Origin of the sequence: Compostibacillus humi, from assembly GCF_014637175.1 — a bacterium.
Taxonomy (GTDB): Bacteria; Bacillota; Bacilli; order Bacillales; family Amphibacillaceae; genus Oceanobacillus; species Oceanobacillus humi.
The window spans coordinates 1-24,475 of sequence record NZ_BMEV01000001.1 but is presented as its reverse complement, the minus strand read 5'-3'; the positions used below and the strand labels follow the sequence as shown (position 1 = coordinate 24,475).

Sequence of the window (24,475 nt, the reverse complement as noted above, 5' to 3'; positions counted from 1 at the left end):
AGCCCCGTCCGGGAATCTATTCCCATTTTTCACACGGAAAATTGGAGAGTGAGGAGGAGAAACGTTGTCTGAAGAAAAAAAACAGCCGGAAGAAAAAACGAACATTAAGGAAGAACAGCCGAAAAGTCAAACAGCCTTTTTAAAAGACGGAAAAATTGATACGACCATTGATGAAGATGCGCTGGAATCTGCTTCCGGCACACGCAACCTCACCGGCTGGGTTCGTTACGTATTTATGACCATTGCCATCATCGGCGCCCTCTTTCATTTATACATTCTCAACTTAAATCCCATCGACCCTTGGGTCTTTCGCAGCACCCACTTAGTTTTCGGTACGGTGTTAGGATTGATGCTTTATCCGGGCTGGCGGTCAAAATCGAATAAAATTCCGCTGATTGACTGGATTTTAATCATTATTTCCATTTATATCGGCTACTATATTTACGCCAACTTAGACCAGATCGTTTTCCGGTTTGGCGTTGTGCCGACGGATATGGACTTTTACGTTGCGTTAGCCGGATTGCTGCTTGTCATTGAGTTTACGAGACGTACGAGCGGCTGGACGTTGCCGATTCTTGCCTTCGTCTTTATTGCATACGTATTTTTAGGTCCTTACTTGCCGGGAATCCTTAACCATAATGGCTATTCGTTAGAGCGGTTCGTCACCTACGTGTATGGCCTTGATGGCGTTTTTGGCGTTACGACCGATGTATCTTCGAAGTATATTATTCTCTTTATCATCTTTGGGGCGTTTCTGCAAATGTCCGGGGTCGGCCAGTACTTTATGAAAGTTGCCTTTGCCGTTGCCGGTGGCTTACGGGGAGGACCGGCGAAAGTGGCCGTATTCTCTTCGGCGCTAATGGGAATGATCAACGGAACTTCTGCCGGAAACGTTGTAGCGACAGGGTCCCTTACGATTCCGCTCATGAAAAAGACCGGATATCCTGCCCGTTTCGCAGCGGCTACGGAAGCTACAGCCTCATCCGGAGGACAATTGCTTCCGCCGATTATGGGGGCCGGCGCCTTCCTTATGGCGGAAATTACCGGTATAAAATATTCGGAAATTATTATTGCCGCAGCCATTCCGGCAATTCTATATTTCACGTCCGTCTATTTTATGGTCGATTTTCAGGCGGTAAAATCCGGGCTTGTCGGCCTGTCAAGAAAACAGCTGCCTTCTATCAATGAAATCGGAAGACATGTGTATTTGTTTATTCCGGTATTATTGTTAATTATCATGCTCGTTCAAGGACGTTCAGTTATTTTTGCTGGAACGGTCGGTATTATTTCCAGCTTTGTCATCAGCCTTTTCAGCAAAGATACCCGAATGGGATTAAAGAAAATATTATTGGCGTTAGAATTAGGGATGAAAAATGCTTTGCAGCTTATTGCCATTGTCGCCTGTGCCGGAATTATCGTCGGGGTCATCGCCCTGACCGGTGTCGGCCAGCGGTTCAGCTCCTTGCTGCTGTCCATTGCCGATAACAACATGCTGCTTGCGCTGATTTTTGCCATGGCGATTGCGATTATTCTCGGAATGGGAATGCCGACAACTGCCGCCTATGCGGTTGCAGCATCGGCCGTCGCACCTGGGTTAATCAACATGGGGCTTGATCCGCTAACCGCCCATTTATTCGTCTTCTATTTTGCAGTCATTTCTGCAATTACACCGCCAGTGGCACTCGCTGCCTTTGCAGCAGCCGGAATTTCCGGCACCGATCCGATGAAAACCGGCTTTAAAGCATTTCAGCTTGGACTGGCCGCCTTTATCGTGCCGTTTATGTTTTTCTACAGTCCGGAATTATTGCTTGAAGCAGGGAATACCGTAACGATTGCGCTTGCCGTCATTACCGCGCTGCTTGGAGTTTACTTGCTGGCGGCAGCAGTTCAAGGCTGGTTTTTCGGCAAATCAGCCAAGTGGTATAGCCGCATATTGTTATTGGCTGCGGCCCTCCTCTTCATGATTTCCGGAGTTGTCACGGATTTCATCGGCCTGGCTGTTGTAGCTGCCGTTATTGTAATTCAAAAGTTTTTCCATCGAGGAGGCACCCCGGCTGGAAAAACGGAGGAAGCAGTTGGATAGGATTTTTCATGCGGAGGCTCCGGGTCTGTACGGCCCTGGGGCTTCGTGTTATATTCACGATGTGTTCATTGGAGTCGAAAAGTTTCCTTTGGCAATGAAGAGAACAAATGCAACTGTAAGCAAAATTAAGAAAAAGTAGGATGAAAAATGGAACAGGAAACGAAAAAATTAACAAAGCGAAGAGCATTTTCCTTTTCCCGGCGGGTTCTCGCTTTCACCTTAGCGGCTGCCGGCTTCTTCGCGGTATTATTGCTGTTGCCGGCGGAGGTGGAATGGGAAGCGAGGACGGCCATTGCGGTGCTGCTCTTCGGATTATTGTTATGGGCGCTGGAACCAATTCCTCTCGGCATGACTTCCATCTTAACTTTGGTGCTTTTGCTTTTAATGAAAGCCGTCTCCATCGATGTCGCCTTAAGCGGTTTTGCCTCGCCGGCGGTTTTTTTAATTGTCGCCGGAATGATGATCGCCAAAGCGGTGAATGAAACCCCGCTGATGGACCGGCTTACGTATTCTTTGCTGGCAAAGTGGGGCCGGTCGCCGAAGGGAATTTTTATCGGACTTTTTCTGCTGATGCAAGTGCAGGCGTTTTTCATTCCGGCCACGGCGGTCCGGACCCAGCTCGTCATTCCTGTCGTTTTATCGGTCATCACGGCAGTCGGGGCAAAAAAGGGGAGCAATTTCAGCAAATTAATGCTCATCGGCACGGCCTTTGCCGGCAATATTAGCGGCACGGCGATTTTAACGGCTGCCATCGGCAATATTCTCACCATCGAAATTTTGCAGCTTTACTTGGGCAGAACCTTATCCTATTTCGATTGGTTTCTGTACGCCTTTCCGATTTGGCTGCTGCTAATGGCAGCTATCCCGTTCATTGTCTGGAAAACGTACCCGCCGGAAGACTACTCCTTTGCCTCATTGCAGGAAGAGATGAAGAAAAAGAAAAGCGCGATTGGACCGCTTACGGGCAAGGAAATTAAATGTATCGTCATTTTGACGGGAACCGTGCTTTTGTGGATGACCCAGTCGCTGCACGGGTTTCATCCGACGGTACCTGCGCTCCTGGCGGTCGTGCTGTTTGCCATGCCGAAGATTGGCTTTGTCTCCTGGAAAAAGGTTATTAACGTCAACTTTGATATGGTGCTTCTGATTGGTGCTACCCTTTCCCTCGGCATGGTGCTTATCGAAACGGGAGCGATTGACCTGCTGGCAAGCATGCTGAAAACGGATGCGGTCCTGAAAGCGTTTGGCAATCCGTGGCTTGCCATCCTAGTTGTCGTCATTGTCTCCCATCTGTACCATTTAGGGGTGACAAATGTTTCAACCGCAGTCGTGACGCTGCTTCCGGTTTTGATTGGTCTTGCGAATCTTTCGGGAATGGATCCGATGGTCATCGTATTTGCGTCGTCCGTCTCGACGCTGTTCGGCTTTATTCTGATTGTAGAAACGATGCCGAATGTTATCGTCCACGGAACGGGACTGGTAGCCCAGCGGGATTTTTACATCCCGGGATTTTGGGCAACAGTGGCAAGCATTGTTATTGTTGCCGCTGTCGCCTTTACGTGGTGGCGCTGGCTCGGCTTTTGGCCGATGTAATAGGTAAAGGATATTTTAGGGTTCGCAGTTGGAGTGCCGGAAAACAGAGGTCCCGCCTCCGTCATGGCGCCAGCCACGATGCTTCCTAACAGGGAAGCAGGGTTAATTTCTTATTGACTTTGAATATTGGATACAATATACTGTTTATGAAAGAATTATCTAAATATTTCGATTAGACTGTAACAGGAGGTGGGGGAAAAGTGCAGCTGCCGGCATATGTGCAAGTGAATGACGTGCTTTTAAGAGACGGCTTGCAGCTTGAGGAGAAGCTGCTCACAGTGGAGGAAAAACTGGAATTGGCAGAAGGGCTGATGCTTGCTGGCGTGACGTCGCTCGAATTTGGCTCCTTCGTCCATCCGAAGCTGGTGCCGCAAATGGCAAACAGCGGCGAATTGTTTTCCCGGCTGAAGGACAGTCCTGCGGATTTCGTTGCCCTCGTTCCGAACGTGAAAGGGGCAGAAAACGCAAGTGAAGCCGGAGTGCCCCGGGTCAATGTCGTGTTTTCGGCAAGCAACACCCATAATTTACAAAATATTCGACAAACGACCGAAGAATCGCTGGAAAACGTAAAAAAAATCAAAGCAATATGTGATGCCCGGGGAATGAAGCTCGATATTTCCATCGCCACCAGTTTTGGCTGTCCTTTTGAAGGCCGGGTGCCGGAGGAGCGGATTTTTTCCATCATTGCCAGTATTGCCCCGTTAGAGCCCCATGTCATTACGCTCGCCGATACGACGGGAGTAGCGAACCCGAAACAAGTGTACGACCTCGTCAATAAGCTACAGGAAAAGTTTCCGCACGTAAAGTGGAATCTGCACTTCCATGATACCCGGGGAATGGGCCTTGCCAATATTCTCGCCGGACTGCAGGCAGGCGTCACGAGTTTTGATGCTTCCCTCGGCGGACTGGGAGGCTGTCCTTTTGCACCGGGGGCAACGGGCAATGTGAGCACGGAAGATGTGGTACATATGTTTCATAGTATGGGGATCGAAACAGGAATTGATTTGGACAAATTGCTGGAAACATCAAAAAGACTAAAGGACATCATCGGCCATGAACTGTCCAGCAGTGTGCTGAAAGCAGGAAAATACGACCGGAAATATCCGGTGCCATCGTAGGAGGGTGGAACATGGGAGAATACGAGACGATTCGGATACAGCAAAATGAAGCAAACAAAGGAATTTTTATTTTGGAGCTGAACCGGCCGGAAAGCTTGAATGCGATGAACACCCAAATGGGAAAAGAGTTAATCCAAAGCCTTACAGAACTTGCTTATAATAAGGAAATTCGCGTTCTCATTGTTACCGGAAGCGGCGACCGCGGTTTTTGCGTCGGGGCCGACTTAAAAGAGCGGAACGGCATGTCGAAGGACGAATGGAAAAAACAGCATGACATTTTTGAACGGGCATCCGAGCTGCTGCGGGAATTTCCGTATCCTGTCATTGCAGCGCTGAACGGCTATGCCCTTGGCGGCGGGCTAGAACTGGCATTAGGTTGTGATATGCGCATTGCGGCAAACCATGCCAAACTGGGACTCCCGGAAGCAAAAGTAGGGCTGATCCCGGGAATCGGCGGAACCCAGCTATTGCCGCGGACCATCCCGGTCGGCTTGGCGAAAGAAATGCTATACCGCGGCAGCCATATTAGTGCGGAACGGGCTCTACAGTTAGGGCTTGTCAATGCCATCTGTGATAAAGAGGAGCTATTGGATACGGCGCTGGAAATCGCAAGAGACATTGCCAAAAATGCGCCCCTTTCCTTAAAGGCAATTAAGCAGGCGGTCAATCAGGGCTTGCAGACGGATATTCACACCGCACTCACAATCGAACTTAGCCATTATTACACGTGCGCCAATTCGGAAGACCGGCTGGAAGGAATCCGGGCATTTAACGAAAAACGGGAGCCAAACTGGCAAGGAAAATAAAAGGAGGAAAAGAAAATGACACAGGCAGAGCTAAAGGCGAAAAGCACCCCGGAAGAGCTGGAAATGATCCGGGAAAGCGTGAGGGCGCTATGCGAAAAATTTCCGGAATCGTATTGGAAAGAAACCGATGAAAAAAACGAATACCCGGAAGAATTTATCCGGGCATTGACGGAAGAAGGCTGGCTTAGTGTGCTTATCCCAGAGGAGTATGGCGGCGCCGGCCTGGGCATGATGGAAGCATCCGTTATTTTGGAAGAAATTAACCGTTCCGGGGGCAATGCGGGAGCAGGACATGCGCAAATGTATACGATGGGCGCCCTGCTTCGCCACGGCAGCGAGGAGCAAAAGCAGCGGTACTTGCCGAAAATAGCGAGCGGCGAATTGCGTCTCCAGTCCTTCGGGATTACGGAGCCGACGGCAGGGAGCGACACGACGAGCATTCAGACGACAGCGGTGAAAAAGGGCGACCGCTATATCGTGAACGGCCAGAAAATTTTTATCTCCCGGGCGGAACATTCGGATCTGATGTTGCTTCTCGCAAGAACGACGCCGAAGGAACAGGTGAAAAAGAAAACCGACGGAATCAGCCTGTTTATTTTAGATATGCAAGACCAGAAAGATAAGCTTTCGATTGTGCCGATTGATACGATGATCAATCATGCGACGACGGAAATATTTCTGGAAAACGTGGAAATCCCGGAAGAAAATTTAATCGGAGAAGAAGGAAAAGGGTTCCGGTACGTATTGAGCGGCATGAATGCGGAGCGGGTATTGATCGCCTCGGAAAGCATCGGCGACGGACTGTATTTTGTCGATAAATCGGTGCAATACGCCAACGAGCGGGTCGTTTTTAACCGGCCGATCGGACAAAACCAGGGAGTACAGTTCCCGATTGCCCAGTCCTACATGGAAATCGAAGCGGCAAGGCTCATGCGGGATAAAGCGGCGATGATGTTCGATAACGGCCTGCCATGCGGCGCAGAGGCGAATATGGCGAAATATCTGGCGACAGAGGCGACGTGGAAAGCAGCCAATGCGGCGATGAACACCTTTGGCGGCTACGGATTTGCGAAGGAATACCACATCGAACGGAAATTCCGGGAAGCCCGCCTGTACATTACGGCTCCGGTGACAAACAATCTTGTCACTTCCTATATCGCCCAGCACGTCTTAGGGCTGCCAAGGTCCTTTTAAAAAAAACTAGGTTCCCGCAAGCGATCCATATTTTCAAAGGGGGATGAGGATGGAAGGTTTAAGCAAAGCATTAGCCCGCTACATTGTTTCAGTCCGCTATGAAGATTTGCCGGAAGTAGTAATTGCGTTTACGAAACTTTGCATTTTGGATTATTTCGGCTCCGCCATTTCCGGTGCACCGACAAAACCGGTACAAATGATGGACGCAATGGTACGGGATATGGGCGGAAATCCGCAGGCAGCCGTTGTGACCGGCGGCTCCACTTCGGTGATGAATGCGGCTTTTGTGAATGGAGCGGCGAGCCATATTTCTGAGCTGGATGATATTCATAAAGCCTCTATCATCCATGCGGCAACCGTTGTCATTCCGGCGGCGCTCGCTGTTGGCGAATGGAAAGGGCGGAGCGGAAAAGAATTGATTGAAGCCGTAGTTGCCGGTTACGAAGTGTGCTACCGCATCGGCGAAGCGGTAAGTCCTTCCCATTATTATTACTGGCACAACACCGCCACGTGCGGAACATTTGGCGCAGCCGCCGCAGCCGCCAAATTGCTGGGGCTAAATGAAGAACAGATGGTGGAAGCTTTGGGAAGTGCGGGAACCCAAGCAGCCGGCCTCTGGGAGTTTATCGAAGACGGAGCGATGTCAAAACAGCTCCATCCGGGGAAAGCGGCGATGAACGGAGTCATCAGTGCGCTGTTGGCAGCGAAAGGATTTACCGGGGCGAAGAAAATTTTAGAAGGACGGCGGGGTTTTTTCAACGCCATGAGCGAGGACTATGATGTGTCGAAAATTACCGACGGACTCGGGAAACAGCATAAAATTATGGAAAATTCCTTTAAAGTCCACGCTTCCTGCCGCCATACCCACCATGCGATGGATTTGGCCATCGAACTGAAGAAGGAGCGGGACATTCAGCCGGATGAGGTTGAAAGCATCACCGTCAACACGTATCAAGTGGCAATCAATATTACCGATAACGAAGAACCGGACACGGTCTATGCAGCAAAATTCAGCCTTCAGTATTGTACTGCATTGGCCCTTGTTACGGGGGAAGGGGGGCTGGACCAGTTTACGGAAGAAGCCCTTTGGGATGAAACGATTCGCGCTGTGATGAAAAAGGTTCACGTCGCAAGTGTTCCGGAAATCGACCGGGCCTATCCGGAAAAATGGGGAGCACGGCTCGTCGTGAAACTGCGGTCCGGCGAAGAAATCGTAAAAGAAACGGATTTTCCGAAGGGAGATCCGGAAAACCCGGTAAGCGAAGCGGATTTAGTCCGCAAATTTATGCGGATGGCCGGTCAAACAGAAGGGATCCATCCGAAAGATTTTTCAGAAAAGGTGCTGGAATTGGAACACATCGATGATGTTCGTCAGCTGATGGCACCATTTGCTGCATTAGAACCGATGGCAGAATAGGGGAAGCGTATGGAAGGACAAATGACGAAGAAATACGATTCGTTAATGGAAAAACTGAAACATTTGACGGAAGAAGAGCTGGAACATGCGGAATTGTTCCTCGATGCACTGTTTACGAAAGAAGAAAAACCGTATCCCCATTATTTTGGCAGGTATTTGCAAATCAGCAAAGAAGGCGACGTTTTTACGATGAAGCTTGGAAAGCATACGGAGAATACGTTTGGCGTCGCCCAGGGAGGAGCGGTTTTCAGCCTGGCGGATATCGCCCTCGGCCATTATCTTATTGGGCTGTTAGGCAATGAAGCAAAAGTGTTCACCCAGGAACTGAAAATGAATTTTATTCAAGCCGGAAAAGGCGAGTATCTGTATGCTTATCCGAAAGTGCTTCATCTTGGAAAGCGGACGGCAGTGACCGAATGTGAAATCGAAAATGACAAAGGCGCGCTCGTCGCGAAAGCTTTCGGAACGTTTTACTTAAAGCGGGACTGACACATATGTCAGATTCCGGCGGACAAAGGAAGGGAACGCAACATGCGAGTAATCCGGTATGAGGAAATTGTGGAGAAAGTTGCCACCATGTGTCAAGAGGCGAACTTTGAGCTTGGGGAAGACATGATGAATGCCTTTCATCAAGCTTTAAAGACAGAGAAATCGGAAACGGGGAAAGAGATCATTTCCCAGCTGATTGAAAACGCGGAAATTGCCGCAAGGGAATATATGCCGATGTGCCAGGACACGGGAACGGCTGTATTTATCGTGGAAATCGGGCAGGATTGCCACATTGCCGGCGGCAGTTTGACGGATGCGATCAATGAAGGGGTGCGGAAAGGGTATCAGGACGGCTATTTGCGCAGCTCTGTCGTCCGGGATCCGATTGGCCGGAAAAATACCGGCGACAACACCCCGGCGATTGTTCATCTGGAATTTACGGAAGGGGACCGACTGAAGCTGAAAATGACAGCAAAGGGCGGCGGGGCGGAAAATATGAGCGGCTTGAAAATGCTGAAACCGTCGGACGGCGTTGACGGCATTAAGGCTTATATTTTGGATGTCGTCCGGGCAGCGGGTCCGAATGCCTGCCCGCCGTTAGTCGTCGGTGTCGGCATCGGCGGCAATTTTGAACGATGCGCCTACTTGGCGAAAAAGTCCCTTTTCCGCCCGGTCGGGAAGCGCCATGCCGACCCGGATATCGCTAGCCTGGAAATAGAATTAATGGAAGAAATTAATAAACTCGGCATCGGCCCTCAAGGGATGGGGGGCACAACGACGGCGCTGGACGTAAAAATCGAGGTGGAAGCGTGCCATATCGCTGCCCTGCCGGTAGCCGTCAACTTAAACTGTCACGCCAACCGTCATAAAGAAGTTGTGTTATAGAAAAGGAGAATGTGAGGTTTTGCCATGGCAAAAAAACTAAAGCTGCCTTTGGATAAGCAAGCAATTCAGGATTTGCGCGCAGGGGACCGGGTATTGCTTTCGGGCACCGTCTATACGGCCCGGGATGCCGCCCATCAGCGCCTGTACGAGCTGATTCAAGAAGGGAAACCGCTGCCCTTTCCGATCGAAAATCAGGTAATTTATTACGTCGGTCCGACGCCGGCAAAACCTGGGCAAGTCATTGGCTCTGCCGGTCCGACAACGAGCAGCCGGATGGACAAATATACCCCAACCCTTCTTGAAATGGGGTTAAAAGGCATGATCGGCAAAGGCTACCGGAGCGAAGAAGTAAAAAAGGCAATTGTCGAGCACGAAGCCGTTTATTTTGCAGCGGTCGGAGGAGCAGCGGCCTTGATTTCCAAAGCAATCCGGTCGGTGGAGGTCATTGCCTTCCATGACTTAGGGACGGAAGCGATTCATAAACTGGAAGTGGAAAATTTCCCTGCCATCGTCATCCATGATGTATATGGCGGCGACTTTTACGAGGAAGGAGTCCGCGCGTTTCAGCAGTAGGCTCTCTTGTCCCCCTGTGCGCGGGGAAATGGGCCCTGTCGCTAAGCCGTGGGAAGGAAAATTTCAATTTAGGAGGTGGAAGGATGGGAAAATATTTGTTATCGGAACAAGATCGGGCAACACTACAGTATAAAGTTACGAGCAAGCTGAGAGAGGTTATTTTAAAAGGAGAATTTAAAATGGGCGACCGGCTCGTTCAAGAAGAATGGGCGGCAAAACTCGGCGTCAGCCGGATGCCGATCCGGGAAGCGCTGCGCCAATTGGAAGTGGAAGGCTTGGTGCGCATTGAGCCGCGGCGGGGAGCTATCGTCACGCCGATTTCTCCTGAAGATATTGAAGAAATTTATCAGCTGCGGGCTTTGCTCGAAGGGGAAGCGGCCGTCCGTTCCTTGCCGTATTTAGAGGAGGAAGACATCGAAGAGCTGGAATGTTTGCTGGAAAAAATGTCTGCCTTAGGAAATAACGAACAGGATGTGGAGCAATATACGAAGCTGAATGCCCAATTTCACCAGGCATTGCGAAGAGGATGTCCGTGGCGGCGCATCCATAGCATGATAGATACATTATGGAAAGGGATCCCGCCATACACGCCAAGCCTGTTATCGAATCAGCTTCAGGAGGCCCAGGAAGAGCACGAACTAATGGTGAAATATATAAAGGAAACGAATCCGGAAAAATTGCGGAAAACGATTGAAAAGCATATTTTGCGCACCCGGGATAATTTGCTGAAAGTCATCCGGACGGAAAACTAGACGCCCAGGGGATGCTGAAGCTTCATCCCCTTTGGACGGGATGTATCCAATATCCTAATAAAGGAAGGAGCGGCAATGATGAGCGGACCTTTGGAAGGAGTCAAGGTCGTTGACATAACGACGAATATTTCCGGTCCCAGTTTAACGATGATTCTCGCTGATCTGGGAGCGGAAGTGATTAAAATTGAACGGCCGAATATCGGGGACGATGCCCGCAGGATGGGGCCCTTATGGGAAGGAGACGGAGTCTATTATTTGCATATTAACCGGAATAAGCGCTCCATCGTCATCAATTTAAAAGAAGAGGAAGGCAAAAACATCGTTTACCGACTCGTCGAAAATGCGGATGTTTTTGTCGAAAATTTCCGCTACGGCAAAGCGGACAGTTTAGGCTTTGGCTATGAGAAACTGAAAGAAATCAATGAATCCCTAATTTATTGTTCTTTGTCTGCCTATGGACAGTCAGGAGAAAAACGGCATAAGCCCGGCTATGATGCGATTTTGCAGGCGGATACGGGAATTATGGGGATAAACGGAACGGAAGAAGGCGGAGTTGCCCGGGCGGCAGTGTCGATATTAGACCAGGGTAGCGCTATGTGGGGAGCCCTCGGCGTCGTTTCTGCGCTGTACCATCGAAAAGAGACGGGCAAAGGGCAAAAGGTGGAAACGTCTTTATATGAAACGGGAGTGTTCTGGACCGGATATCATTTGCTTTCCTATATGGCTACGGGAGAAGAGCCGAAAAAGATGGGCTCGAATCATGCGGCCTTTGCTCCTTACGGCGATTTTGCGACAAAAGATGACCCGATTATGATCGGCATTTCCAACGATTCTCTGTTCCAAAAGCTTTGTAACGTCGTCGGCAAAGAAGAATGGACCCGGGACCCCCGTTTCCGAACGAACCCGGACCGGGTAAAAAACCGGAAAGTACTGAATGAACTGCTGGAGGATGAGTTTCGGAAAGATACGGCAAAAAACTGGATAGAAAAGCTGGAGGCAGGAGGCATCCCAAGTTCGGTGATCCAGCGGATTTCCCAAGTCCTTGACGACCCGCAGCTGGAAAGTACGGAGATGCTCGTATCGGTGCCCCATGACAACATTAAAGAGTTAAAACTGCCACGGCTCCCGGTACAGATGTCAGATACGCCGCTGGAAATTAAAAAATCTCCGCCGAAGCTCGGGGAAGATACGGCGGACATTTTGCATGAGCTCGGCTTAAAAGAAGAAGAAATCAGAAAGCTAGAGGAACGAGGAGTCATCCAGGCATAAGGAAATGAAAGGAGCAGAGTATGTTGCACGGAGAGAAGACGTACTTATTTGTGCCGGGCGACCGTCCGGAGCGCTTTCAAAAAGCAATGGAAAGCCCGGCAGATGCGGTAATCATTGACCTGGAAGATGCAGTGGAAGAGAAGCGAAAAGATGCGGCCCGGGAACAGATCCGTCTTTTCCTGGAAAACAACCCTTCCAGCAAGAAGCCGATTTACGTTCGCATGAACAGGCTTTCGACTGTCTGGTGGGAGGAAGACGTCCAGTTCGTTCGTGAATATCCGGAACTCGGAATCATGGTGCCGAAAGCAGAAGGAGCAGAAGAAATTCAGACCGTTGCAATGGAACTGCAGGCATCCCAGCGAATTATCCCATTGATTGAATCGGCGAAAGGAGTGCTGAAAGCTCCTGCCATCGTCGCCTCCTCACAACAAGTTTACCGCCTCGCTTTCGGGGCCATGGATTACTGCCTTGAATTGGGCATCGACGTAACCGAGGAGGAAACGGAGCTCATCTATCCCCGTTCCGCCCTCGTCGTTGCTTCGAAAGCTTACGGACTTCCAAGCCCTATCGACACCGTCTTTGTAAATATTCATGATCTGGAAGGACTGCGCCGGGAAACAAACATAGCGAAGCAGCTAGGCATGTTTGCCAAGCTGTGCATCCATCCGAAACAAATCGATCCAGTACAGCAGGCGCTGTCTCCGGCGGAAGAGGAAATGGCCTGGGCAGAGGCGGTAGTGAGCGCCTTTGAACAGGCAAAAAGAGAAGGAAAGGCAGCAATCCAGCTGGACGGACAAATGATCGACGAGCCGGTATATAGGAGAGCAAAAAGAGTATTAAGAGAGCGGTAAATTGAGCACGCGTATTGCTTTCAGAAGTAACAAATATTTTGTCGGTAAACGGATACTGGTGTACACTTTGATTATGTCATCAAAGATCCTAGTATTTGGATACATTCTAAAATAAAAAGGTCATTTACTAACCATATTCGATTTAAATGACAAAACAAAAGGTTCCAATTATCAAAAATAGATAACTGGAACCTTTTTAGTTTCATGCATAATGACATGCTACCCAGTGACCCTTCTCCGCTTCTCGCCATTGTGGAGCTTCTAAACACTTTTCTGTTGCAAGAGGACATCTAGTTCTGAAGCGGCATCCACGTGGTGGGTCTACTGGACTTGGTAAACCTCCCTCTAAAATAATCCTCTCTCTTGTTTTTTCTACATGTGGATCTGGTAGAGGTACAGAGGACAACAGTGCTTGTGTATATGGATGGAGCGGATTTTTGTACAATTCATCTGCTTCTGCCATTTCAACAATGACTCCCAAGTACATGACACCAATCCGATTGCTAATGTATTTAACCATCGATAAATCATGCGCTATGAAAAGATATGTTAATTCTCTTTCTTTCTGCAAATCTTTAAGCAAGTTGACGACTTGTGCTTGAATCGAAACATCCAAAGCAGAAATCGGTTCATCCGCAATAATTAATTCTGGTTCAACTGCAAGCGCACGGGCAATCCCGATCCGTTGACGCTGTCCACCAGAAAATTCATGCGGAAATCGCTGTGCATGATCAGGTTGTAGACCGACGGCTTCCAGTAATTGCTGTACTCTCTCCTGCCGCTCCTGCTTGTTTTGTACTAAACCATGAATGTCTAAACCTTCAGCTATAATGTCTTCCACCTTTTTTCTTGGATTGAGCGAAGCGTAAGGATCTTGAAAGATCATTTGAATTTTTTGGTGGAAAGCTCCTCGATTCCTTTCATTAACTGGCTGATTATCATATATGATATCCCCTTCAGTCGGTTCATAAAGCCCGATAATCGTTCGACCTGTCGTGGACTTTCCACAACCTGATTCACCGACTAGTCCGAAAGTTTCTCCTTTTTTAATTTCGATATTAACTCCATCCACTGCCTTCAATACTTGTTTTGACGGAAGATTAAAATACTTTTTTAAATTATTGACCTTCAACAAAACGTCATTGTCTTTAACTTTATTGTCTTCTTCGTCATGCAATTGTTCCGCTATCTTTTTCTGATAGTTGATTTTAGGAGCCTGTGGATGCAACAACCATGTAGCGGCGAAATGAGTGTCGCTGACTTGATAAGTAGGTGGTTGTTTTTCATAATCAATAGCCAACGCGTATTCATTTCTAGGTGCAAATGCATCCCCTTTTGGAGGTTTTAGTAAATCCGGGGGGCTGCCTGGAATCGCATATAATTTGCCCTTCGTTTCCATATTCGGAACTGACTGTATTAACCCCCAAGTATATGGATGAATGGGTTCATGAAAAATTTCCTCCACTTTTCCTTTCTCTACAATTTTTCCAGCATACATGACGGCAACTGAATCGGCAATATTCGCAACAACTCCTAAGTCGTGTGTAATAAAGATGATTGCTGTCCCGGTTTTTTGTTGAATTTCCCGCAATAAATCCAAAATCTGAGCTTGGATGGTGACATCTAGTGCTGTTGTCGGTTCATCCGCAATGAGCAGTTTTGGTTTACAAGCTAATGCCATGGCAATGACAACACGCTGGCGCATTCCACCGGAAAACTCGTGTGGATACTGATGAATACGTACCTCTGGATTAGGTATTCCAACCAACTCGAATAATTCAATCGCTAAATCATATGCTTCCTTTTTTGACAATTTCCGATGTTTCATCGCACCTTCTACAACTTGTTTTCCTACTTTCATTGTTGGGTTTAATGCAGTCATTGGATCCTGAAAAACAACACCAATTTCTGAACCTCGGATACGTTGCATTTCTTTTTTATTTAATGTTAAAAGATCTTGACCATCAAACCAGATTTCACCGTGCTCGATGGAAGCATTATGCTTCGGCAATAATCCGAAGATTGCTTTGGAAGTGACCGATTTGCCAGAACCTGATTCCCCAACGATAGCAAGCGTTTCGCCTCTTTCAACCGTCAAGTCTATACCTCTGACAGCATGTACTTTTCCTGCATATGTGTGAAAAGAAACATGCAGATTCTTAATTGATAATAACGGTGCCATTTCCGATCCCTCTTTGTGTTAAGTAATTTAGTTCAAATGAAGCTTTAATGACTCCAACTTTTTCTTCGCGAGCATTTAATATTGGTGCCTCGCTATACTCATCCAGTTGCTTCCAAATTGCTGGCGTCCCAATCTGTAACTGCTTCAATACCTCCATAGATGCGACAGAAGTTGCTCTTGCATTACCATCATCGACCTTGATAGCAACACCGATTCCTGTCTCTTTGTCCGCAAAACAATGGACACCTTCAGCTCCACCTTTTGCTACAATCCGACCATTAAATGCTTCCATTAAATCCGTGTCGAAGCGCTTGGTGCCTGCTACCATGATTGGATAAGTGGACATCGCACCACCTATCCGCTTTAGAGCAGCTTTGCGTTTTTCCGAGCCTTTTATCCACTCATTCGGTGCAGCAATTCTACTAAACGCTAGTGCCAAATTATATAGCGGGATACGATGCACCGGTACGCCGCAACCATCCGTAGAAGTCGTGATTTCTTCTCGAGGGAAGTTGCTCACATCAGCAATGACATCAATGATTTGTTGCTGGTAGGGATGGGTCAATTCCCGGTACGTGTTTAGTTCAAAGCCTTGTTTGACACAACCAGCAAGCATGCCACTATGCTTCCCCGAACAATTACTGAACAATGGAGTCAATGATTTTCCAGCTTTAATCAACTTATGATAACTGTCCAAATCTCTCGGGATATGTGTGCCGCATTGTAAATGGTTTTCATTTAAACTTAATTTTTCCAACACTTTGGCGACCGTTTTGCGATGAATCGGCTCACCGCTATGACTTGCACAAAATAGAGACAATTCACGATCGGTCAATTGATATTCTTCCATCGCGCCTGATTCCACAACTGGCACAGCTTGCAATGGTTTCATTGAACTTCTTGCAAATGTCAACCGGTTTGTATCCCCATAATAGGCAATCAACTTACCTTCGGGTGATACAACTGCAATATGTACATCGTGGGTACTTTCTACATAATCTCCTCGATATACTTGAATTGGTTTCGTAGTAAAATTCATGAATTCTCAATCCCTTCTATCCCTATCACTTTCTCATCCTCGGATCAAATGCATCTCGTAAGCCGTCTGCGAGCAAATTGAAACTCACCATAAGTGCCACAATGACGATGGCAGGATAAGCGAGCAAGTAGAATTGATTACGCATCGCATGGTATCCATCATTAATGAGCACTCCGAGTGAAGCGAGTGGTTCCTGAAGTCCCAAACCGATAAAACTCAAAAATGCTTCCGTAAAAATGGCACTTGGTATCGTAAACATCAGGTTAATGATAATGATGCCAAATGTATTTGGTAGCATATGCCCTAAAATAATGCGAGAAGTACTTGCCCCTAAAGCTCTGGATGCCAAAACATATTCTTGTGTCTTCAACTTGAAAACTTGACCACGTACTAATCGCGCCATGTTCACCCAACCAGTAATGACCATTGCAAGCATAATCGTCATGATACCTGGGGACATCCACATGATGAGCAGGATGATAATGATTAGATTTGGGATTCCCACCAAAACTTCTATAATCCGCTGCATGATATTATCGACCCTACCACCCTTCCAAGCAGAAATGGCTCCATAGGTGATACCTATCATAATATCCAAAACAGCAGCAAGAACGGCGATATATAAGGATATCCTTGTACCTTCCCATAACCTTGTCCATTGATCGCGTCCGAACTTATCCGTTCCAAGCCAATGTTCTTTGCTTGGCTCCGAATAGACATTGTCATAATCAGTCTGATCATAGCTGTATTCATTAAAATATGGACCGACAAATGATAGAAAGACAATGATAAAAATGACAAACAGACTGACGATGGCCGCCTTATTTTGTTTCAAACGCAACCAACCATCCTGCCAGTTGGACAATACAGGTTTGTTGATCTTTTCACTCTCGTCTTCTTTCCTTCCGACTATTTCAAACATCTCATCAGGAAAAATCTCATGCTGCTCCTCTAGTTGTTTGGTTTGTTCTTTCATAGGTAATCACCCCTTTCCATGAACTCGAATCCGTGGATCGATAATTCCATACAAGATGTCAACGATAAGTATAGCGAGTATAAAAAAGGCACTATAGAATAACGTCAGCCCCATGATGGTTGTATAGTCGTTCATTTTAATCGAATCTACAAACAAACTGCCAATACCTGGGATGCTGAAGATACTCTCAATGACTAGGGAGCCCGTCATCAAGCTGACAACAATTGGGCCTAAGATCGTTACAATAGGTATCAGTGCATTTCTGATTGCATGTCGAATCATCACAACCCAATCTCCTAACCCCTTTGCTTGGGCAGTCATGATATAATCCTGTTGCAATACTTCAAGCATTTCATTTCTCATGAATCTAGCAATCTGCGCAATGACCCCAACCGTCAAGGCAATAGTTGGCAAAATGGAATGATCATAACTTTCCCAATACGCCACTGGTAAAATTCCCATTTTCAATCCGACATAAAACTGAAGGAACGCCGCCAAGACAAAGTTCGGAATGGATACTCCTAGCACCGCAATAATCATGGTAAAGTAATCCCATACCGTGTTATGTCGGAATGCCGCAATCATTCCTAAGATGATTCCAATCGACAATCCCAGTACGACGGCTTGAAAACCAATCAATGCGGAAGGGCCAATCCGTTCCAAAATGATGGAACTTACCGGTTGCTCCTTATAGTAGTACGACAATCCTAAATCGCCTTTAGCAAGATTCGCCATATATTTAAAATATTGAACATGGACAGGCTCATCGAGGCCGTATCTTGCCAGGAATTCCATCCGTGCTTCTTCTGTCAAATCCGCTAACTTTTCCTCGTCAAATGGAGAGCCTGGTAATGTTTTCATAAGAAAGAAGGTTAGTGTGGCAATTATAAGAAGAGTAATCAAAATATTGACCACCCTGACCAGAATGAATTTTTTCATGTTCCCCCACCTCCTTCAAATTCGATCTGTTTGGCTGTAGATTGATCAGAAAATATGTTGAATTGCCCCCAGTAAAGTGTGCTAAACCAGGGACAATCTTATTTATTTCAGAGTCTTATCCATCATCATTCGTCAAATGTCACATATTTAAGATCGAGACGTGCACCATACGGATGTAAAACGAGATTCTTGATATAACTCTTTTGCAAATATGCAGACCCTTCATAGTAAAGTGGACCTAATACGGCATCCTCCTCGAGCAAAATCCGTTCTGCCTCCATGAGCATCTCAATCCGTTTATGCTCGTCTTTTTCTTCTTGTGCTTTGTATACGAGATTCATGTATTCCGGATTATGGTAATTCCCTCTAAATGGTATAGCCGGTTCTCCAACCCATAGAGCAAGGTATGTCATCGCATCGTTATAATCAGCACCCCATTTGGAGATTACAAATTGATAATCATCTTCACGCATGGAATCCAAACGGCCACTGTATGGTTTGGTGACAATGGAAACATCAACCCCAAGATTTTCTTTGAGTTGAGATTGGACAAATGTCGCAGTATCTTTAGCAACCGTATCATCCGCTGTCAGCAGTTCGATTGGCGGCAATTCCCCACCGATTTCTTCCAAACCTTTTTCTAAGTATTCTTTCGCTTTTTCAAAATCCGGTTCAATGACCTCCCCTGCAAGATCACGGAATGGTTGGCCATCAACACCATGCATGCCAGGAGGAAGCAAAGAATAAGCCGGTTCAGAACCATTATTCAACACGTTTGTAGCCAATAATTTCGGATCATAAGCAAGTTGGAACGCTTTACGGATATTAAAATTGTCAAATGGTTCCTTTCCAAGGTTGAATTGTAAGTACCATGACGTGAATTCAGTTACTGTACCATATTCTTCACTATCTCTAAATTCATCCACATCATTAGAAGACAACGTAATGCGATCCAGTTCGCCAGATTCATAGAGGTTCAGTTCAGTGCTTTTTTCTTTAATGACTCTCATACTGATTTCATCCACTTCCACGTTTTCAATGTCCCAATAATGTTCATTTTTCTCCATCTTCACGCCCACCGCCTGGTCGTACTCCGTAAGAACAAATGGACCGTTGTATAAGATGGATTCGTGATCAAGAGCAAATTGATCACCCACTTCATTGATAAAGTCTTCATTCAACGGGAAGTAAGTGGCAAATGCAGTAAGACCAAGGAAAAATGGTGTAGGATCGTTTAATTCCACAATCAATGTTTTATCGTTCAATGCTTTTATACCGACTTCCTCCTCTGTCGCCTCTCCATTCGCATATGCTTCCGCACCTTTAATGTAATCCGAAATGATGAACGAATAAGAGCCGGCAGTGTCAGGATGTAGAGCACGTAACCAAGAGAATACGAAGTCATGAGCTGTCACTTCTTCTCCGTTACTCCACTTGATACCGTCCCTTAAATGAAAAGTGTACGTCAATTTATCATCGGAAATATCGACACTTTCTGCCATTGCTGGCTGTGGATTATTATCGGCATCCAAGCGATAAAGACCTTCCATCACGTTATTTAAAATGTCAAAAGAAATTCCATCCGTCGTTGTTACTTGGTTCAAATCCGGAATATCATTTTCCAGACTTAAATTGAGTACTTTCTTTCCACTTCTATCCGATTCACTCTGAGAAGAACTCGATTCTGAGCTTTTAGAAAAGCCGCAAGCTGATAGGAGTAAAACTAAAACGAATAGTATACCCCACTTCTTCCAAAAATTCCTTTTCATGTAAAAATTCCCCCTTTTTCATATTCAACAATTATAAAGCAAAATTCATGCCAATTTTAAAACACTATGAATATTTGAATAACCAAATAAACAGGTCATTTTGTGAGGTTTAAAGGCAAAAACAAACAACCTAGAAAGCAACCTATTTTTCGTGGAAGGTTGACGATTCCAACGTTTGGCTTGGCATGCTTTTTGCTAAATGATTATTGAAAGGGATCTATCGTTTGTTAACTTTTAGATAACGGAATAGTAAAAGGAGGAAAATATACATGAATAAATGGGAAGACCTCTTCAATGAGGAAGAATTTTGCAAAGATTTATCATTCTTACTATCCATTCCAAGTGTCATGGACGCTGATTCAAGTGACATCAATCAACCGTTCGGAAAAGAAGTGCAACGGGCACTCGAGTTTATGCTTCGACTAGGAGAAATGGAAGGACTATCAACCTACCAACATAACGGTTATTATGGTTACATGGAATTCGGGCCGGAAGATGCGGAAGACTACATTGCAGTATTATGTCATGTAGATGTTGTGCCGGCGTCCGGCGAATGGACAAATGACCCTTTTGATCCTCAAATTAAAGATAATCGGATATATGCTCGTGGTGCCATCGATGATAAAGGTCCTACTATGGCTGCTTGGTATGCTTTGAAAATGTTGAAAACAGCTGGTATCTCGATGAAGCATCGTATTCGCTTGATAATTGGAACAAACGAAGAAAGCGGAATGAGCTGTATGAAGACTTATGTGGAAAATGAACCGGAGGCATTATTTGGATTTGCACCGGATGCAGAATTTCCGATAATTCACGCGGAAAAAGGTCAGATTAACCTTCAATTGAATTGTAAACCATATTCAAGTGGCGATGTACGTTTAGTGTCATTTACTTCAGGTGAAAGAGGGAATATGGTTCCTGATTCTGCGACCGCTATTATTAAAGGAACATTTTCAGCTGATCAAATAAAAAAAATCAAACAGATGGAACAATCGAATGCAAAAATGTCTGCCAGCCAATTAGATGAGAGAACTTTCTCTATTCAGACACAGGGGGTGTCCGCTCATGGGATGGAACCTTTCAATGGTGAGAATGCAGCATTTTCTCTTGCAAGTTCCCTACTTTCCATAGATGAATTACAATTCCACCCATATTTGACGTTCATACATTCTTATTTAAAAAATGATTTTTATGGAGAAAATCTCGGGATTGACTTTGCAGACTCGATCACTGGCAAACTCACCGTCAATGCAGGGATTTTCCAATATACGGAAAAGCATGGTGGGAAAATCTCACTCAACATCCGCTGCCCTGTAGAAACACCTTATAAACGAATCATTGAACAATTGGAGTCGCTGGCTAGTCAAAAAGGTTGGAACATCACCGATATTCGCACGAGGGAACCACACTATGTGGAAGCGGATCACGAAGGAATAAAAGCATTACAAGAGGCTTATCATGAAGTCACAGAAAATGATGCAACCCTTCTTTCAACAGGTGGAGCGACCTATGCCAGATTCCTATCGAACGGGGTTGCCTATGGAGCCGTGTTTCCCGGCAAAGAAAATACCGCTCATCAAGTAGACGAATATGCTGAGCTGGATGGCCTGAGAAAAGCCGCCATCATTTATGCTGAAGCCCTATCACGATTGGCGAATCTATAACTATAATCATCGAGGTTGCCCATGGAACATCCCCTACATGAAAAAAGGGAATTTCGGGCAACCGCTTTTTTAAGTAATAACGGATTTATTTTCCAGATAACGTAAAAAGTTCATTCCTTTTTCGTTTATTGTCGTACCTCTTCTGCCTCTCCCCACATCAATCAGGTCCATATCAGCAAGAATCTCAAGACGATAACGCAATTTTTGTTCTGAAAGTGTTTGGTTGTTTTTTTTCAACAACTTCAATAAACCCATCCGACCTATTCCTCTATGGCCAATTTTCTGTAAAACCGTTAAAATTTGATGACAATCATGGATAAAACCCTTCGCATCCAATGTATTATAAATTATTTCCTCTTGTTTTAATGATATGGCGGATGAATCTTGATGCTCCAATATCGTAGCAGGCAATGCCTCCTTGGTCACTTCTCCCTCACAAACGTGCGCCAAGTATTCAATCGTATTTCTTAATTCTCGTACATTCCCTGGCCAGTCATAGTTCAGCATGGCTTCTATCGCTTCTTGTGAGAATCGAAGACTGTTCCGCTGTAACTTCTCTTCAAATTCTTTAGCAAACAACTCTGACAATAGTAAAATGTCTTCTTTTCGTTTCCGAAGGGGTATCAGAGTGATTGGGAGGACATTTAAACGGTAGTATAAATCTTCACGGAACTTTTTTTCTTTGACCAGTTCCTGTAAATCCTTATTTGTTGCGGCAATAATCCGCACTTCCACAGGTATCGGTTGTCCACCACCGACACGTTGCACTTCTCTTTCTTGAAGGACACGTAATAAACGATTTTGTATAATCGGAGACGCATCACCGATTTCATCTAAAAATACGGTCCCGTTATGACCACGTTCGAACAGTCCCATATTCCCCGTTTGACTAGCTCCCGTAAATGCTCCTTTTTCATAACCAAACAATTCACTTTCCACTAAAGATTCTGGAATAGCTGCCAAATTTACCGCTACAAATGGACCATCGCTTCGATCGGAAGCGTTATGAATCGCCTGGGCCATCACTTCTTTACCTGTCCCCGTTTCCCCATAAATGAAAATGGTCGAATCGCTCACAGCAAGTTTTTTGGCTTTTTCGATCAATGACAACATTTCCGGTGAATTTGTCTTGATGTCTGAAAACGTATGTTTTGACACGAATCCTTTTTTTCTACCTTTTTTCCGATATTCCGTTTCGATGCTTTTAATGCGATTCATTTTGTCAAACAATATGATCGTTGCGAACACCTTCGCACCTACAAATATTCGCCTTTTGCGAATATAAAACGATTCATCTTCAATATCTATGAAATTTTCTTTTTCCATTTCCACTTTCATGAATGCTTGGTAGAAATTTTTAGGAAGTCGGCTAATATCCTTACTTATCAAATCGATATAGGAACGATTCAACAGTTTTAGTGCTTGCATATTAATAGAAATGATTTGATTGCATTGGTCATATACAATGATTCCTTCCTCGATTTGGTCTACGATGCCTTCAATACTTTTCTGTAAACCTTGGGACTGGATAATCTCCACATTCAATTCTTTCATCAAAGATATGATCGATTGGATATATTTCGCTGAAAGTTGATTATTCGATTCAAATGTTGAGATTCCGAAGAATTCATATATTTCATATAACGTCGACATATCGAGTAGTCGATTGCCGATATCTATCTTTGTTTTAATCAAATGAGGCACCATATCAATTTCACCGGGAGTAATCGCAATTGAAACGGTCGGATCTAAATCTTCTTGCCCGTAGTACGGAATGTAATCATGAACAATTCCAACTTCCAGCAACGTTTCAATTGCCTCTTCGGCAGAATCTTTCATGTCATTTACAACATAAATCCGTGAACCTTTTGGAAGTGAAAGTAATGGCTTAATTCTCGCAAAGTTTATCGAACGTTTTGCAATGATATATGGGATATCATCTGAGATAAAATCTTTAGCCATGTTATAAACAACTTGACTCGTCGTCAAAATCAAATTCGGACGATAATCTTTTTTATCGGACATGTCATCAACCAAAACACCTCCAACATTACAATGCTCCACAAACCCGACATCTTCCAACTGTTCCAAAATCGTTTGTAATGACGTATGACGATGTGTGATCACTAATACCTCTGGCTTATCTTTCATGTTCCGTCTCCCCCTCAGTTCTTAAATTCATTATAGCACTTTCTACTTTTTCCACAGAGACGTGGGGAAAGATTTTGATTTTTCATACAAGTGCACTAAATTTGATTCGTATGATTGTGAACCAGAAACGGTTGAAGGTTGGACCGTTGAAAGAAAAGATGAAAGGGAAATCTAATTCGCTTTTGGTGGAGTGAGATTCATCCATAGAATCATGTTGATACGAATGTCTTCCAATCTCCGACACACAACACGTCCTTCCATTGGCGTGAAAGATGATACTATACCCGGCGGGGGGCATCGGTGAGACCCTGGAGTGCGCAGCATGGGAGACTCACCATTCGCCCGCGGAAAACGGAGTATATTACCGGAGCGGCAATCAACGCGCGTTTGATTATTTGGATAAAGTACGAGATATAAAAGCCAAAAAAACATACAAAAATAGAATGCCGGAAATACTGGTGTGAGAAGGTTGCCGAGAAAAGTTTGACATAAACAATATTCTGTATGAGTAAAATGTTTACGGGTCTATAATTACAATTTTCTAACGATTTAATGAAAAAAAGAAGGAGGACTCTCCCCTTTGATATAATAGTTTTTGTGTAGAAAACTAAAAAGGAGGAGTCCTCATGATTAATGATACCAATAATTTACCGACATTAAAAGAAATAGAACAAGGTTTATTTAGGGAATTACAAAGTATTTATCAAAATATTCTTGTCTCAGTG

General features: G+C 45.4%; 19 protein-coding genes. 13 read left to right on the top strand and 6 right to left on the bottom strand.

Translation table 11 applies throughout. From position 1 onward, the window contains the following. Positions 1-64 precede the first annotated feature (64 nt). The 12 genes from IEV18_RS00095 (at position 65) to IEV18_RS00040 (ending at position 13,030) form a co-directional block, all read left to right on the top strand. A complete protein-coding gene (locus tag IEV18_RS00095) occupies positions 65-2,083 on the top strand; it encodes a TRAP transporter permease (protein WP_229733492.1) in 2,019 nt (672 codons plus the stop codon). 147 nt (positions 2,084-2,230) lie between these two features. Then, positions 2,231-3,676 (top strand): SLC13 family permease, encoded by a 1,446-nt coding sequence (locus tag IEV18_RS00090; RefSeq protein ID WP_188390322.1) that lies wholly within the window; start codon positions 2,231-2,233, stop codon positions 3,674-3,676. A 200-nt stretch (positions 3,677-3,876) separates the two neighbouring features. Continuing rightward, positions 3,877-4,794, top strand: coding sequence for a hydroxymethylglutaryl-CoA lyase (locus tag IEV18_RS00085; RefSeq protein ID WP_188390321.1), 918 nt, complete (start codon positions 3,877-3,879; stop codon positions 4,792-4,794). Between the two features lie 11 nt (positions 4,795-4,805). Further along, positions 4,806-5,600, top strand: a complete 795-nt coding sequence (locus tag IEV18_RS00080) for an enoyl-CoA hydratase-related protein (RefSeq protein WP_188390320.1) — start codon at positions 4,806-4,808, stop codon at positions 5,598-5,600. Positions 5,601-5,615: 15 nt separating this feature from the next. Then, positions 5,616-6,794 (top strand): acyl-CoA dehydrogenase family protein, encoded by a 1,179-nt coding sequence (locus IEV18_RS00075; protein ID WP_229733491.1) that lies wholly within the window; start codon positions 5,616-5,618, stop codon positions 6,792-6,794. A gap of 49 nt (positions 6,795-6,843) precedes the next feature. Beyond that, positions 6,844-8,211 carry an MmgE/PrpD family protein gene (locus tag IEV18_RS00070; protein ID WP_188390319.1) on the top strand — a complete coding sequence of 456 codons (1,368 nt, stop codon included), beginning with the start codon at positions 6,844-6,846 and terminating at the stop codon, positions 8,209-8,211. 9 nt (positions 8,212-8,220) lie between these two features. Next, the gene (locus IEV18_RS00065; RefSeq protein ID WP_188390318.1) at positions 8,221-8,700 is read left to right on the top strand and encodes a PaaI family thioesterase; all 480 of its coding nucleotides are present in this window, start codon (positions 8,221-8,223) and stop codon (positions 8,698-8,700) included. Between the two features lie 42 nt (positions 8,701-8,742). Continuing rightward, positions 8,743-9,585, top strand: coding sequence for a fumarate hydratase (locus IEV18_RS00060; protein WP_188390317.1), 843 nt, complete (start codon positions 8,743-8,745; stop codon positions 9,583-9,585). A 24-nt stretch (positions 9,586-9,609) separates the two neighbouring features. Further along, positions 9,610-10,158 carry a Fe-S-containing hydro-lyase gene (locus IEV18_RS00055; protein ID WP_188390316.1) on the top strand — a complete coding sequence of 183 codons (549 nt, stop codon included), beginning with the start codon at positions 9,610-9,612 and terminating at the stop codon, positions 10,156-10,158. An 83-nt stretch (positions 10,159-10,241) separates the two neighbouring features. Beyond that, a complete protein-coding gene (locus IEV18_RS00050; RefSeq protein ID WP_188390315.1) occupies positions 10,242-10,910 on the top strand; it encodes a GntR family transcriptional regulator in 669 nt (222 codons plus the stop codon). A 78-nt stretch (positions 10,911-10,988) separates the two neighbouring features. Further along, positions 10,989-12,179 (top strand): CaiB/BaiF CoA transferase family protein, encoded by a 1,191-nt coding sequence (locus tag IEV18_RS00045; protein ID WP_188390314.1) that lies wholly within the window; start codon positions 10,989-10,991, stop codon positions 12,177-12,179. Between the two features lie 23 nt (positions 12,180-12,202). Further along, entirely contained in the window at positions 12,203-13,030 is an 828-nt protein-coding gene (locus IEV18_RS00040) for an HpcH/HpaI aldolase/citrate lyase family protein (RefSeq protein ID WP_188390313.1), read from the top strand. A 202-nt stretch (positions 13,031-13,232) separates the two neighbouring features. On the opposite strand, the gene IEV18_RS17500 is transcribed toward IEV18_RS00040, so the two are convergent. The 5 genes from IEV18_RS17500 to IEV18_RS00015 all read right to left on the bottom strand — a co-directional run bounded on the left by IEV18_RS17500 (position 13,233) and on the right by IEV18_RS00015 (position 19,935). Next, a complete protein-coding gene (locus tag IEV18_RS17500) occupies positions 13,233-15,212 on the bottom strand; it encodes an ABC transporter ATP-binding protein (RefSeq protein WP_188390312.1) in 1,980 nt (659 codons plus the stop codon). Further along, entirely contained in the window at positions 15,190-16,251 is a 1,062-nt protein-coding gene (locus IEV18_RS00030; protein WP_188390311.1) for an asparaginase, read from the bottom strand. The genes IEV18_RS17500 and IEV18_RS00030 overlap by 23 nt, the downstream gene beginning before the upstream one ends. Positions 16,252-16,276: 25 nt before the next feature. Further along, positions 16,277-17,227 (bottom strand): ABC transporter permease, encoded by a 951-nt coding sequence (locus tag IEV18_RS00025; RefSeq protein WP_188390310.1) that lies wholly within the window; start codon positions 17,225-17,227, stop codon positions 16,277-16,279. A 6-nt stretch (positions 17,228-17,233) separates the two neighbouring features. Then, the gene (locus IEV18_RS00020) at positions 17,234-18,166 is read right to left on the bottom strand and encodes an ABC transporter permease (protein WP_188390309.1); all 933 of its coding nucleotides are present in this window, start codon (positions 18,164-18,166) and stop codon (positions 17,234-17,236) included. A 125-nt stretch (positions 18,167-18,291) separates the two neighbouring features. Continuing rightward, complete coding sequence (locus tag IEV18_RS00015; protein WP_188390308.1) at positions 18,292-19,935, bottom strand: peptide ABC transporter substrate-binding protein; 1,644 nt, start codon at positions 19,933-19,935, stop codon at positions 18,292-18,294. Between the two features lie 269 nt (positions 19,936-20,204). On the opposite strand from IEV18_RS00015, the gene pepV reads away from it, so the two are divergent. Continuing rightward, entirely contained in the window at positions 20,205-21,599 is a 1,395-nt protein-coding gene (gene pepV, locus IEV18_RS00010; protein WP_188390307.1) for a dipeptidase PepV, read from the top strand. Between the two features lie 69 nt (positions 21,600-21,668). Here the strand turns inward: pepV and IEV18_RS00005 are convergent, their stop codons facing one another. Then, positions 21,669-23,750: a sigma-54 interaction domain-containing protein gene (locus IEV18_RS00005; RefSeq protein ID WP_188390306.1), complete on the bottom strand. Its 2,082-nt coding sequence runs from the start codon at positions 23,748-23,750 to the stop codon at positions 21,669-21,671. Between the last annotated feature and the right edge of the window lie 725 nt (positions 23,751-24,475).